Source organism: Acinetobacter sp. NBRC 110496 (genome assembly GCF_000876115.1).
Lineage (GTDB): Bacteria > Pseudomonadota > Gammaproteobacteria > Pseudomonadales > Moraxellaceae > Acinetobacter.
This window is the reverse complement of the sequence record NZ_BBTF01000040.1, coordinates 1-14,412: the sequence shown is the minus strand read 5'-3', so window position 1 is coordinate 14,412 and position 14,412 is coordinate 1. Positions and strand designations below refer to the sequence as shown.

The following is a 14,412-nucleotide window of genomic DNA, read 5'->3' as shown; positions in this document are numbered from 1 at the left end:
ACAATTAGTTTGCCATTCGCTCTTATTAAAACTTACTTATTATGAAAAAGCTATCCAGTTCTGGTATTGTTCGCCCATTTTTTTTGATCGTTATTATTATCTTAGTCTCACTTCCAATGGGATTTTATGGCATGTATCTCTATCTTGCACCTTCGCTGCCAGATATGAGTTCACTCAAAAAGGCGCCGTTATTAAAACCATTGCAAGTCTATACGACGGATAACCAGCTGATTGCAGAATATGGTGGGAAATTATCCATTCCTGTTAAGTATGAACAGATCCCGCCAACCTTTATTCATGGTTTTCTCGCAGCCGAGGATTCTTCTTTTTTTGAACATAATGGGATTAGTTTTAAAGGGCTTGGGCGAGCACTTACTGAATCTGTTACTGGGTCTGATGTCCAAACTGGGGGCTCGACCATTACCATGCAGGTGGCGAAAAACTATTATTTAAGTCCAGACCGAACTCTTCGACGCAAACTAACCGAAGTGTTTCTAGCACGTAAAATCGAGCAAAACTTAACAAAACAGGAAATTCTGACCGCTTACGTCAATAAAATTTTCTTAGGTAAAAATGCCTATGGAATTGCGGCAGCTGCACGGGTCTATTACAACAAAAACCTGAATGAACTGACCACCGCACAAATGGCCATGATCGCGGGCCTTCCTAAAGCACCTTCAAAATATAATCCTGTGGTTAATCCAGAGCGAGCGCTAGAACGCCGCAACTGGATTTTAGGTCGCATGCTACAGCTGGGCTATATCAACCAAAACCAATACCAGCAAGCAGTCGCAGAACCAATCAATTTAAATATGGTTGATCGTTCCGTCAGCAATGTCTTCCCCTATGTCGGTGAAATGGTCCGTTCAGAACTGGTCGAACATTTTGGCGAACAAGCCGTCGATTCAGGTTATAAGGTTTACACTACCATTGACAGCAAACGCCAGCGTTATGCTGAGCAAGCAATTCAAGATGGTTTGGAAGCCTACGATCGTCGTCATGGCTGGCGTGGTCCTGAGGCTCATGATAAACCGTTGAAGCAATTTATTGCTTATGCCAATACCTATCCTGCACAAGTGATCAAGGTCAATAACAATTCTTTTGATGCCTTAATGCAAGATGGCTCAACCGTGACGGTGAACTGGTCAGGGATGTCATGGGTGCGCCCTTACCGCAATGCAAATAGTGTCGGCGGTGCGCCATCGAATGCCTCTCAGATTGTTAAAGTCAAAGATATCATTCGCCTACGTCCAAATGAAGGCAAAACCGTTTGGTCACTGGTTCAGGTTCCTAAAGTCCAGGGGCAGCTCATTGCCATCAACCCAAATGATGGCGCGATTGAAGCTGTTGTAGGCGGCTATAACTTTTATCAATCTAAATTCAACCGCGCAATACAAGGCTGGAGACAGCCTGGTTCAACCATTAAACCCTTTGTGTATGCATTGGCACTAGAGCGTGGCATGACCCCGTATAGCATGGTCAATGACAGCCCGATTACCATTGGTAAATGGTCTCCAAGAAACTCGGATGGCCGCTACCTTGGCATGATTCCTCTACGCCGTGCGCTTTATTTATCTCGAAATACGGTGTCTGTGCGTTTATTACAAAATGTCGGCATCGAACGTACGCGTCAATTGTTTATGGATTTTGGTTTACAAGAAGACCAAATCCCGCGTAACTATACCATTGCTTTGGGAACACCTCAGGTACTCCCTGTACAAATGGCAACAGGCTATGCCACTTTTGCGAATGGTGGTTATCGTATTCAGCCACACTTTATTAAACGTATTGAAGATGCTTCAGGCAAAGTGATTTATGAAGCGAAGCCTGAATATGCATGTATTCCATGTATTAGCAATCCAAATACCAATACAGAACAGCAAACTGCAGAAACAGACAAAGATAAAAATAAATCCAAAGATCAGGTCACAGACATCACCAATCAAAACCTAGATCAAGATGGTGCTGCTTCTGAGGCACAACTGGTGGCAGCGGATACAACACAGGCAACCAAAACCAATAGCGATTACCGTCAAGCACAACGCATTTTAAAATCAAGCTCAGCCTATGACATGGCCAACATCTTGCGTGATGTAATCCAGCATGGTACGGGTCGGGCAGCATTGAAAATTGGCCGTGATGACTTAGGCGGTAAGACAGGAACCACCAATGATGCCAAAGATGCATGGTTCGCAGGCTTTAATGGCAACTTAGTTGCGATTGCTTGGGTCGGTTTTGATCAACCACGTACCCTTGGTCGTCGTGAATATGGTGGCGTTGCTGCACTTCCAATCTGGACCAACTTTATGGGTCAGTCTTTAAAAGACACACCATCCGCATGGGTTCGTCTGGATAAAGATGCCAAAGATCCAATCTCTCGTGATAAGTTGCAAATCCAGCAAAGCGAAGATAAAAAGGAATATCGCGCCTCTCCGCCATTGGCTCGTCCACTTTATCGCCCTGCACCACCAGCACCAACACGTTCTGTACAAAATGACTTTTCAGACTTACCTGGAACACCAGCAACGCCTGACGAACAACCAATTGAGCCTGCTAAAAAACAACCACCAGCAATGGGGTCAAACTCAAAAACTCAGACCCCACCGCCACCTAAAGAAAAGGACGGTATTGAGCATTTGATTAATCAGATCCAGTAAATAAAAAACAAGCCATCAAATTGATGGCTTGTTTTTTTTCTGAAACAGATAAATTTGAAAAGCAGCAGTCACCTCAAAGGTCTGTGCTTGCTCCAGTGCTTTACGTCGCTCAGGATTCGCTTTATATGCATAAGGGGTCATCGCGATTAAGTTCTTTAAAGCCTGTTGTTCCAATTGCATTGGCGCTTCAACAATTTGAGCCTGTTTTAATTCAAACTGAGCCTCCAACTGCTGCACAAACTTCTGCGGCTCATGTAAATTGACTTGTTCAAACAGGGCTTCACGTAAATCGAAAAGATGCCTTGGTGCAGGTGTGACTACGATTAGGTAGCCATCATCAGCTAAGACTCTAACGATTTCATCTTGTGGAATGGGACTAAATAAGCTGGTACAGAGATCCATCGAGTGATCCTGAACGGGCAATGTTGCCCCTGTTCCCACAACCCAAGTCACTTTTGTATTTAATTTCGCAGCACGTTGTACCGCAGTTTTGGCAATATCCACACCAATACACTGCTGAGTATGTGCTTGCATGGCACTGGTATAATATCCCTCACCACAACCAATATCCAAAACAGCGCGTGGTTGGAGCTGCTGCAATAATGCAACAACGGCTTGTTGTAGCGGCTGATAAAAGCCAGCTTGCAGGAACTCACGGCGTGCCAATACCGACTCAGCTGTATCTCCTGGGTTCTTGCTATGCTTGTGTTGTACTACATGCAAATTGACATAGCCTTGTTTGGCAACATCATAATGATGCCCTGTTTCGCATTGCCAAGAATTCGCGACCAAATTCAAGGCTTGGCGACAAACAGGACACATCAATAAACTCATCTATTTTCTCCAAACATAAAAAAAGCTGGTCATCACCAGCTTCTTTCTTGAATCATGGTTTAACGTAATTTTAGCGTCATTAGACCCAATACAACGAGGAAAATGGTAATAATCCAGAAGCGGATAACCACTTGCGTCTCTTTCCAGCCTTGCTTTTCATAGTGGTGGTGTAAAGGTGCCATCAAGAATACGCGCTTATTACGCATACGTAATGAACCGATTTGCAAGAAGACCGAAATTGCTTCCATCACAAAAACACCGCCCATAATGGCAAATACGATTTCCTGACGAACCATTACCGCAATCGTGCCAAGCATGGCTCCAAGTGCCAATGCACCCACATCCCCCATAAATACTTGGGCTGGATGTGCATTGTACCAGAGGAAGGCTAAACCAGCACCGACCATAGCAGAGCAGATTACCACCAGTTCCGAGGTATATTTTACATAAGGAATATGCAGATATTCAGCAAAACGAATATCGCCTGATAGATAAGCAAATACCCCTAAACCGGCTGCCACCATCACAATCGGCATAATCGCCAAACCATCCAGACCATCGGTCAAGTTGACCGCATTGGAGGCACCATTAATAACAAGATAAGTGAAGCCAATAAAAGCTAAACCGAATGGCACAGCCGAAAGTGGAATGGACAGATTCTTAAAGAACGGGATCAGTAGATCCAGCATATCTGCCGTATGCTGAAGACTATCTTGTTGTTTCGCAATTAGATATAAGGCAATGCCTGCACCCAAAGATGCCACTGAAGTCCAGAAAAATTTCTTACGCGCTGGCAAACCTGCATTGTCTTTATAACGGACTTTAATCCAGTCATCCGCCCAACCCACTGCACCAAATACCACCATCACGCCGAGCACAATCCAGACATAAGGATTGGATAGATCAGCCCACAACAAGGTACTGATCCCAATCGAAAGCAGGATTAAAATACCGCCCATGGTTGGTGTCCCCATTTTCTTGGCATGGTTTTCAGGTGCAAACGAGCTCACCGCCTGACCATATTTTAATGCTTGTAATTTACGAATCATCACTGGCCCTAAAACCAGCCCGATCGTCAAGGCAGTCAGTAAACTCAACAAAGAGCGCAATGTTAAATAACGAACAACCTGAAACGAACTGTTATAGCCCGCCAATTGCTCAAATAACCATAACAACATTTAAATTTTCTCCATCAAGTCAGTCATCAACGTTTCCATATGGGTATAACGAGACCCCTTGAACAGGAAACTCATTGACTGGGGTTGATGTGTTTGGACTAAATTAATTAAAAACGGCAATGCATCTGCTTGAGAAGCAAAAGCATGTAACTTTTCCGCATGGCTGGAACCCTGTTCAGCAGCTGCAGCAAACTCACCGACGACAATCAATTGATCTAAAGGCAAAGCGGTTAAGTCTTTCCCCAGATCATGGTGTTCTTGCCAACTACTTTCACCTAACTCCCCGATATCTCCCATCACCATGACTTTTAAGCCTTGCTGTTGCAGCAAAACCTGTGCCGCTGCACGCATAGACGTTGGATTTGCATTATAAGTATCATCAATAAATAGATGATTTTGGTGTTGAATAAAGTTCAAACGACCTTTTGCCCCTTGTGCCTGTTCCAAACCTTGCACAATATCATCCAGTGCAATGCCGATTGCCAAGGCAAATGCGGTCGCTGCTGCTGCATTCTGTACATTATGGGCACCTGCAAAAGGTAAATTCACCACGCGTACGCCTTGTGGCGTATGCAGTTTAAATTGTGCAGATTGGGGATGTAACTGAATCTCAGTTGTATAAACATCCCCTCCATGACCAAAACTTAAAATTGAATGTGATTGCGCATTTGCACAGATACGTGCTGCATAATCATCCTGCGCAGGAACAATCGCAGTGCCTTGCGGTAAGATATGCGCATAAATCTCGGACTTGGCACGACAAATGCCATCACGACCACCAAACTCACCGAGATGTGCTGTGCCAATATTTAAAATACCTGCCACATGCGGTTGAACCAGATCCGAGGTATAATCAATTTCGCCTTGATGACTGGCACCCAGTTCCATTACCGCATATTGATGCTCTGGACGTAACTCAAGTAGCATCATCGGTACACCCAAATCATTATTGAGGTTGCCGCGGGTAATTAAGGTCGGGGCCAGACGGGATAATATGCTACCAAGCATTTCCTTGGTGGTGGTTTTACCACTACTGCCTGTCAGAGCAATCACTTTCAGTTGCGGATTCTGTTGACGGCGATAAGCACCAAGCTGCCCCAAAGCCAAGCGGGTATCTTTTACGATTAACTGTGCAATATTTGCATCGATCGGGTGCTCTACGATCGCAATTTGACACCCTTGCGTTGCCACTTGCGCCACAAAATTATGCGCATCAAAACGCTCACCTTTTAAGGCAAGAAAAGCATCACCGGCTTCTGCATGACGTGAGTCGGTTAAAATACGCTTAATTTCACCCTGAGGCAGATTTTGCTTGTACCACTCACCTTGAGTCGCCTGCTGTAATTGTTCTGCTGTCCAAGGTTGTAATGGAACGGTATTGGTGGTTGAAGTATGCATACGCTTTTTTACCTTTTAAACCTATTGCGCAGAATAAGCTGAATCGACAGCATGAAGCTTTGTTGCAATGGCAGACTGCACCTCCACCACATCATCAAACCAATGACGGACCCCATCAATTTCTTGATAGTTCTCATGCCCTTTACCTGCAATCACGACAATATCTCCCGCTTGCGCCTGAGCCACCACAAATTTAATCGCTTCACGACGATCATGAATTTCATGCATCACATGTTGTACAAAGTTGATGCCTTGTTTCATATCTGCAAAAATCTGTTCAGGATTTTCAGTTCGTGGATTGTCTGATGTGAGAATCACAGGATTGGCATGATCAAGCGCAGCCTGCGTCATCAAAGGACGTTTACCCCGATCACGATCACCACCACAACCAAAGACAGCCCAAAGCTGACCCGTAACGTGGCGCTTTAGCGTGGTCAGCACTTGGATCAAGGCATCTGGGGTGTGTGCATAATCCACTACAAACAAACGCGATGCATCTTGGATCACCTGCATGCGGCCTGGAGCACCTTTAAGCTGAGGCACAAACTGAATCAGATCAGCCAAGGCAAAACCTGCATACTCAGCCGCAATCAAACTTGCCAGTAAGTTCTCAACATTAAACTGTCCAAGTAATGGACTTTGTACTACATACGAACCGCTTGGGCTGATCAGGCTAAAACTTGCTCCACTCAGACGATACTGTAAGTCCGCAATATGATAATCCGCTGTCGCTTGCGTTAAGGAATACGTCAAAATTTTAGGTTGTGCTGGATTGGCTCTCGCCGCCGCCAACATCAGAGCCCCATGTTCATCATCCAGATTAATGACCACAGCTTTTAAAGTCGTAAACTTGAATAACAAAGCTTTGGCTTCAGCATAGGCGTCTAAAGTGCCATGATAATCCAGATGGTCGCGACTTAAATTGCTATATACTGCAATTTCGAGTTCACAGCCATTCAGGCGGCCTTGCTCCAAACCATGTGAGCTGGCTTCCAATGCAACAAAACTCGCCCCTTGTTTGGCATAGTCATGTAGTGCCTGTTGCAATTGCAATGCATCTAAGGTGGTATGCGTTGATGGGGTTAAATCTGGCAAAATACCATTGCCCGTTGTTCCCATTACAGCACAACCTTGCCCTTGTGAGCTGACCAATTCCGCAATTAAACGAGAAATGGTGGTTTTACCATTGGTTCCTGTCACTGCAATGCCTCGCAATGGCACAACAGGATCAAGCGCTTGCAGATATTGCTTTTGCCATTCACCCATTCGATAACGAACATCTGAACAGACCCATTCCCTATCTAGCCCCAATTCAACTTCACTAATAATCGCCAATGCACCTGCATTTAAGGCATTTTGTGCAAACTGACGAGTTTTTTCAGGTTGGCTATAACTACTTAGGACAATAAAAATTTGCCCTGTGCTGACTTTGCGACTATCCAGACAAAACCCTGTAAAAGGTTGCGTATACCAAGCCGCATCGATATTGATCGGATGTATCTGTTGAAAACTAATCGACATAATCTACCTACGGATTGGATTTTATAGAAGTATCAAGTGGCTTATCTAAAGGCACATTCAGCAGACGCAATGATTCTTGCATGATTCTTGCAAAGACTGGAGCAGCAACAAGACCACCGTAATAACGTCCTTGCGGATTTTCCACCACTACAATCATGGCCAGACGCGGATCACTGATCGGGGCAACCCCAGCAAACAAAGCACGATATTCATTGTTTGAATACCCTTTACGGTCTGCACGCAATTTATGTGCAGTTCCTGTTTTACCCCCGACACGATAACCTGGAATCACTGCTTGCTTTGCGGTTCCGCCTGGCATAGTCACTTGCTCAAGCATCGTTAAGACTTGATCCGCTATTTTAGGTGCAAGAACCTGCTTGCCCTCAGGGGCTTTATCTAATTTACGCAGACTCAATGGCATTTGCACACCATGATTGGCCAGCATGGCATAGCCTTGTGCAACCTGCAAAATAGTCGCATTCAAACCATAGCCATAGGCCATCGTACCCAATTGAGAAGGATTCAGCTTGTCACCCGAGTACAATAAACCTGCACTTTCACCCGGGAATTTGACCGCCGAACGTTGACCAAAGCCTGCACGTCTAAAGAAGGACGGCACCGTGTCTTTGGGCAGAGATAGCGCAATTTTAGCCGAGCCTACGTTCGAAGATTTAATGATTACCCCTGAAACCGTTAATGCACCATAGTTATGTGTATCACGGATAGTATGCCAGCCTAAACGCATTGAGCCGGGTGAAGTATTAACAATAGTGTTCGGCGTATATTTACCACTTTCCAACGCTGCTGCAACTGTAAATGGCTTCATGGTCGAACCTGGTTCAAACATGTCAATCGCACCACGGTTACGCATGGCGTCTTTATTATTGAGACCATTTTTGTCGTTCGGGTTGTACGATGGCCAACTGGTCATTGCCAAAATCTCACCCGTTTTCACATCAACCGCAATCGCAGTCGCCGAACGTGCATTATTGGCGACACCTGCTGCAGTCAATTCACGATACATGATATATTGCAGACGTGAATCGATGCTCAGGGTGACATTTTCACCTGATTCTACTTCTTTAATTACTTCTGAGACTTTAAGGCGGTTGCCTTTTTTATCACGAATGATTTTCTGCTCGCCATCCACTCCAGACAACTGTTTATTCAGTTGCATTTCCAAGCCTTCGATCCCCACCCCTTCACTATTGGTCAAACCAATAATCTGTGCATTTGGTTGCGGTTGCGGGTAATAGCGCTTGTAACTTTTCTCGGCATATACCCCTTGGAAATTACGCTTGGTAATTAAATCTGCTTGCTGCGGTGGAATTTCTTTTTGTAGCACCAAATAACGTGAGCGTGGACGTGCCTGCATTTGTTTTTTCAAATCCGCACGGTCAACACCAACAGCATCTGCCAACTCATCCAGATTTAAATTTTTATCGGGCAATTGACGTTTTAATTTACGGTTATTTGGATCTTTTTTTAGCTCAGCAGTAATTTCATCAAATTGCTGCTTAGTCTCCCAATAGTCTCTTGGATCAATCACAATTTTCATGATTGGCGTGCTAATCGCTAAAGGAACACCGTGCCGATCACTGATCACGCCACGCATCGCTTCTAAGCGTTCGGTGCGTAAAATATTGGCATTGGCTTTATTTTGCAGAAAGTCTTTATTCACCACTTGCACATAGAATGCACGCGCAACCAGTACCACAAAGCACAGCAGCACTGCGCCCCAAAGCAAGTAAAATCGCCACATATCCAAAGCAAGGGTTGGTCTTTCAGAAATGGACTGCTGTTTTTTTCGTATTGGTTTACTTCGCTTATCTGCCATACAGCATGCCTTATTTATCTTGCTTTGAAGTCATAGGTAAAGAAATCACGACCGTCTGCGTCGCTGGTGGTGAAAACATACGGAGTTGCGTCACTGCACGAGAACCGATCTGGGCAGTTGCCCCGAAGGTCTGTTGCTCAATCAGCAAACGCCCCCATTCAGCGTTTAAATCATCTCTTTCACGCATATAGGCACTTAAGTCACGATAATCATGCCGATATTCAAACACTTGAAACACCACCATCATCGCACTGATAAATACCAATGCAACGAGTACAGCATAAACAGCAACCTTTTTCAGTCCCTTTCTGCTGCTTGATCTAAGGTCTTCATCATTGTTGTTGTTCATTCTCAGCCTTTTTGCCCTAAGCGCTCTGCAACACGTAGCCATGCACTACGCGAACGAGGATTTGCTTTTACTTCTGCTTCACTCGCACGAATACGAGAAACTTTCTTTAAACGTCGAGTATCCACCTGTGCTTGAGGCATGCCCCAACCCGAATCTTCAGGTAAGCTCGATTCTTTTTGAATAAACTGCTTGATTAAACGATCTTCCAAAGAGTGAAAGCTAATCACTGCCAACTGCCCTGTTGCTTTTAACAAGCTTACAGCTTGCGGCAAAAAGCTCTCGATATCATCAAGTTCTTTGTTAATTGCAATACGAATCGCCTGGAAAGTCCGTGTTGCAGGGTGTTTATGCTTTTCCCACTTTGGATGTGCTGTTTTAACCACTTCTGCCAGTTGTGCGGTAGTGCTCATTTCACCCGCCAGTTTAATCGCTTTGGCAATACGGCGGCTATAACGTTCTTCACCATATTGGTAAATAATGTTTGCGAGTTTTTCTTCTTCAATTTCAAGTAACCATTCAGCTGCGGTTGGACCCTGTGAATTGTCCATACGCATATCCAGTGGCCCATTTTGCATAAAGCTAAAACCACGTTCCGCTTGATCCAGCTGTGGCGATGAAACCCCGAGGTCTGCCATAATCCCGTCAACTTCGGTAATCCCGATATGAGCGAGCTCCGCTTGAATATCAGCAAAACTGGCATGAATAATTTTAAAGCGCGGATCTTCTTGTTCTAATTGTGCTGCAACCTCAAGGGCTTGTGGATCTTTATCAAAAGCATAGACGCGTGCATTGGCATCTAGTTTTGACAGTAGTAGTTTGGTATGCCCCCCCCGTCCAAAGGTTGCATCAACAAAAATACCAGTATCGCGGCCTGCCAATACGCCATCAACGGTTTCATGAAGTAAGACAGAAATATGCGACATAAGAAATGAATCAACAGCTAAAAATGTAACTGCACATTATCACCTTGTTTTATGCCAGTACCAAACGACTTTTTGTAGAGAATTCTTAACTTTTCATAGATAAAACCGTTTTCTTATCATTTTTCAGTCAATAAAAAAGCAAATACTGCCTGTATTTGCTTTTTTAAATTAAGACACACACAAAATAGCAGTCTGACCTATGGTTTTTCTGCATAAATTTGATCGAAGATTGCTCCGTTCACAAAATGGGTTTTCTGCGCTTTTGCCCACCCGCCAAATACGTCATTAATTTTGAAAAGTTTAATTTTAGGGAATTGTTGTGCATATTTGGCAGCCACTTGAGGATTACGTGGACGGAAATAATATTTTGCAGCCAGATCTTGCCCCAAAGGTGAATAAAGGAAGTTCAAATAACCTCGTGCTAATTGACGGTTACCATTTTTATCGACGGTTTTATCCACGATTGCCACTGAAGGCTCTGCCAGAATGGAAATGGATGGATATACAATTTCAAATTTATCCTTGCCCAAACCTTGGGTCGCCAATAATGCTTCATTTTCCCAAGATAGTAGCACATCGCCAATACCGCGCTCAGCAAACGTGGTTAAGGAGCCGCGTGCACCCGAGTCGAGAACTTTGACATTCTGATAGAGTTTTTTTACCAGTTCACGCGCTTTGGCATCATTTCCGCCTGGCTGCTTCAGTGCATATCCCCAAGCTGCCAGATAAATCCAGCGAGGCGCCCCCCCTGTTTTCGGATTCGGGGTAATGATTTCCAATCCAGACTTGGTCAAATCGTTCCAATCACGGATATTTTTGGGATTGCCTTTGCGTACCAAAAATACAACCGTTGAAGTGTAAGGAGCTGAATTGTCTTTAAATTGTTTTTGCCAGTCTTTACGGATTAGACCTGCATTGGCAATTTCATCAATATCATTGGCTAGCGCCAAGGTCACCACATCCGCTTGCAGACCATCAATTACTGAACGTGCCTGCTTGCCAGACCCACCATGGGACTGTTTAAAATCCACATCCTGCCCGGTTCTTTTCTTCCAATATTGGCCAAATGCCTGATTATATTCTTGATAAAATTCACGTGTAGGATCGTAAGACACGTTTAAAAAAGTGGTTGCTGCTTGCGCAGCGCCATTCAGACCCAAAGCCAATAACGCTGCTGCAATAACTGTTTTCATTTTATTCTTCGCTCCTATCACCCCGTTTGTGTTCACTATATTTATTTAAAAATATTTTACAATCATATGTTTATACAAATAAATCAATTGCTATTCTGTTTTTTAGATATGATAAGAACGGTATATTTGATCTAGGTATCTTTATTTTCCAGCTAAAATGAGAAAAATTATCATCCTCCACTTTTTCTACACATTTACTTGCTAAATTACACTTGTATAGAAAGTAGGCGATTTGCTATAAATATCGAATAGAATGTGTCAATTTTTTATATTTTTTGTAAAAAGTGTGACTTAGTTCTACTTTTTTATTAAGATTTATGTTTGAATCGTATTATTAAAGCAATACTATAGTAGTTTGGTTAGTCTTGTAGACTCAAAGTCATAAAGGGGTGTGAGCAATGCGAGCATTAAAATTGAAAAAAACACTATGCTTAAGCTTATTTTTAGCATGTTCTGTTCAACTGGGGCATGCAGCTGCAATTAAAGAAAGCAGTAACATAAGAACGATTGATAAATCCTCTTCGAGCCTGATTGTTAAGGCACTTGATCAGCAAAAACGTAATACCAGCATGTTACCGTCATCAGATGACGAGTTAAAAATGCTGAATACGATTCGCACAACGCCAACACAAACCTTCTTTGCTAGTCAGCATGAACGTTTTTCTCGTTTCGTTCAGACCATATTTCAACCCCATACTTCTTAATCTTTAAATATGTGCCCCTTCACATATTTAAATCAAGCCTAGTCATGCCGTGACTAGGCTTTTTCGTTATAATCATTTTAATTTAAATTTTAGCTCCGATCATTTATGAAAGTTCGTACCCGTATTGCGCCTTCTCCTACTGGTTTTCCACATGTAGGCACAGCTTATATTGCGTTATTTAATCTATGTTTTGCCAAACAGCACGGCGGTGAGTTTATTTTACGTATTGAAGATACGGATCAACTTCGCTCAACCCCTGAATCTGAAAAAATGATTTTAGATTCTTTACGCTGGTTGGGCTTAAATTGGTCAGAGGGCCCAGATGTGGGGGGACCACATGCACCTTATCGTCAATCAGAACGTATGGGGATTTATAAACAATACGCTTTGGAACTGGTTGAAAAAGGTCATGCGTTCTATTGTTTTGCAACCGCAGAAGAACTTGATCAAATGCGTGCAGAACAACAGGCACGTGGCGAAACACCAAAATATGATGGTCGTGGTTTAAAACTCTCACAAGAAGAAGTACAACAGCGTTTAGCTGCTGGCGAACCGCACGTGATTCGCATGAAAGTGCCTGAAGAAGGGATTTGTAAAATCAACGACCTGCTGCGTGGCGAAGTGGAAATTCCTTGGGCACAAGTGGATATGCAAGTATTGTTAAAAACAGATGGCTTGCCTACCTATCACCTCGCCAATGTTGTAGACGACCATTTAATGGAAATCACCCATGTGTTACGTGGCGAAGAATGGTTACCCTCTGCACCAAAACACCAGTTGTTGTATCAATATTTCGGTTGGGACATGCCAACCTTATGTCACATGCCACTATTACGTAACCCGGACAAGTCAAAACTGTCTAAACGTAAAAATCCGACCTCAATCAACTACTATCGTGATATCGGCGTCCTTCCTGAAGCCTTGTTGAATTACCTCGGTCGCATGGGTTGGTCAATGCCGGATGAGCGTGAAGTGTTTACCTTAAATGACATGATTGAGCACTTTGACGTACAACGTGTTTCACTCGGCGGACCGATCTTTGATGTTGAGAAACTCAACTGGCTCAATGGTCAGTGGATCAAAGGACTGACGCCAGGACAGCTTTTAGACCGTTTGTTGGCGTGGAAAAGTGATCGTCAAACACTTGAAGAGATTGCTGCTGCGATTCAACCACGTATTCACTTATTGTCTGAAGCCGTGAATTGGGCAGGTTTCTACTTCAATCATATGCCTCAAATCAGTAAAGAACAATTTGAAAGTAAGAAATTGACTGAAGAACAAGTGCGTCAAAGCTTGCAGTTTGCAATCTGGCGTCTAGAAAGCCAGTTCACGTGGAACAATGACACCGTTAGCCAAACCCTGATGGACTTGGCCAACCAGATGGAAATCAAATTACGTGATTTCATGCCTGCTTTCTTTATTGCGATTGCTGGATCAACAAGCTCCACCCCAGTAATGCAATCCATGGTGACGCTGGGTCCAGATTTGACCTTTGCACGTCTCCGTCATGCCTTAGAACTGGTCGGTGCACCAAGCAAGAAAGAACTGAAAGTTTGGGAAAAGCTCAATGAATCACTAAAACTGCCGAAAAATGATGCAAATAGTGAGACTTAATTCAGTTTAATGATTGACGTGTGAGCGCATTCCCCCTAATATTGCGCTCACACATTCTGGGGTCATAGCTCAGTTGGTAGAGCGCTACAATGGCATTGTAGAGGTCAGCAGTTCGATCCTGCTTGGCTCCACCAGAATCTCGAAATCGTAATACGCTATCGAGATAAACGCTATATTTCGCTCATTTGTGTGTTGCCTCATCTG

The 14,412-nt window shown here is 43.7% G+C and carries 10 protein-coding genes, 1 tRNA gene and 1 pseudogene; 4 read left to right on the top strand and 8 right to left on the bottom strand.

The annotated features are described in order from the left end of the window. The first annotated feature begins 41 nt into the window (after positions 1–41). Positions 42–2,657 (top strand): penicillin-binding protein PBP1a, encoded by a 2,616-nt coding sequence (ponA, locus tag Aba26S_RS15770; RefSeq protein ID WP_043973346.1) that lies wholly within the window; start codon positions 42–44, stop codon positions 2,655–2,657. Positions 2,658–2,672: 15 nt separating this feature from the next. On the opposite strand, the gene Aba26S_RS15765 is transcribed toward ponA, so the two are convergent. The 8 genes and pseudogenes from Aba26S_RS15765 to Aba26S_RS15730 form a co-directional block, all read right to left on the bottom strand. Beyond that, entirely contained in the window at positions 2,673–3,491 is an 819-nt protein-coding gene (locus Aba26S_RS15765; RefSeq protein WP_043973344.1) for a putative RNA methyltransferase, read from the bottom strand. A gap of 59 nt (positions 3,492–3,550) precedes the next feature. Further along, entirely contained in the window at positions 3,551–4,669 is a 1,119-nt protein-coding gene (mraY, locus tag Aba26S_RS15760; RefSeq protein WP_005238354.1) for a phospho-N-acetylmuramoyl-pentapeptide-transferase, read from the bottom strand. Continuing rightward, the gene (gene murF, locus Aba26S_RS15755; RefSeq protein WP_043973343.1) at positions 4,670–6,067 is read right to left on the bottom strand and encodes a UDP-N-acetylmuramoyl-tripeptide--D-alanyl-D-alanine ligase; all 1,398 of its coding nucleotides are present in this window, start codon (positions 6,065–6,067) and stop codon (positions 4,670–4,672) included. Positions 6,068–6,088: 21 nt separating this feature from the next. Next, positions 6,089–7,588 carry a UDP-N-acetylmuramoyl-L-alanyl-D-glutamate--2,6-diaminopimelate ligase gene (locus Aba26S_RS15750; RefSeq protein WP_043973341.1) on the bottom strand — a complete coding sequence of 500 codons (1,500 nt, stop codon included), beginning with the start codon at positions 7,586–7,588 and terminating at the stop codon, positions 6,089–6,091. Positions 7,589–7,591: 3 nt separating this feature from the next. After that, positions 7,592–9,425 (bottom strand): annotated as a pseudogene (gene ftsI / locus Aba26S_RS15745) (penicillin-binding protein PBP3). A gap of 10 nt (positions 9,426–9,435) precedes the next feature. Beyond that, the gene (gene ftsL, locus Aba26S_RS15740) at positions 9,436–9,774 is read right to left on the bottom strand and encodes a cell division protein FtsL (protein ID WP_043973337.1); all 339 of its coding nucleotides are present in this window, start codon (positions 9,772–9,774) and stop codon (positions 9,436–9,438) included. 2 nt (positions 9,775–9,776) lie between these two features. After that, entirely contained in the window at positions 9,777–10,697 is a 921-nt protein-coding gene (rsmH, locus tag Aba26S_RS15735; RefSeq protein ID WP_043973333.1) for a 16S rRNA (cytosine(1402)-N(4))-methyltransferase RsmH, read from the bottom strand. A gap of 197 nt (positions 10,698–10,894) precedes the next feature. Continuing rightward, a complete protein-coding gene (locus Aba26S_RS15730) occupies positions 10,895–11,890 on the bottom strand; it encodes a sulfate ABC transporter substrate-binding protein (RefSeq protein ID WP_043973331.1) in 996 nt (331 codons plus the stop codon). Between the two features lie 398 nt (positions 11,891–12,288). Between Aba26S_RS15730 and Aba26S_RS15725 the strand changes: the two genes are divergently transcribed. From Aba26S_RS15725 to Aba26S_RS15715, 3 genes are all read left to right on the top strand, one after another. Further along, complete coding sequence (locus Aba26S_RS15725) at positions 12,289–12,594, top strand: hypothetical protein (RefSeq protein ID WP_043973329.1); 306 nt, start codon at positions 12,289–12,291, stop codon at positions 12,592–12,594. 105 nt (positions 12,595–12,699) lie between these two features. After that, on the top strand, positions 12,700–14,208 hold the full coding sequence (gene gltX / locus Aba26S_RS15720; RefSeq protein WP_043973327.1) for a glutamate--tRNA ligase: 1,509 nt from the start codon (positions 12,700–12,702) through the stop codon (positions 14,206–14,208). Positions 14,209–14,266: 58 nt separating this feature from the next. After that, positions 14,267–14,342: transfer RNA gene (locus Aba26S_RS15715), tRNA-Ala, on the top strand. The last annotated feature ends 70 nt before the right edge of the window (positions 14,343–14,412 follow it).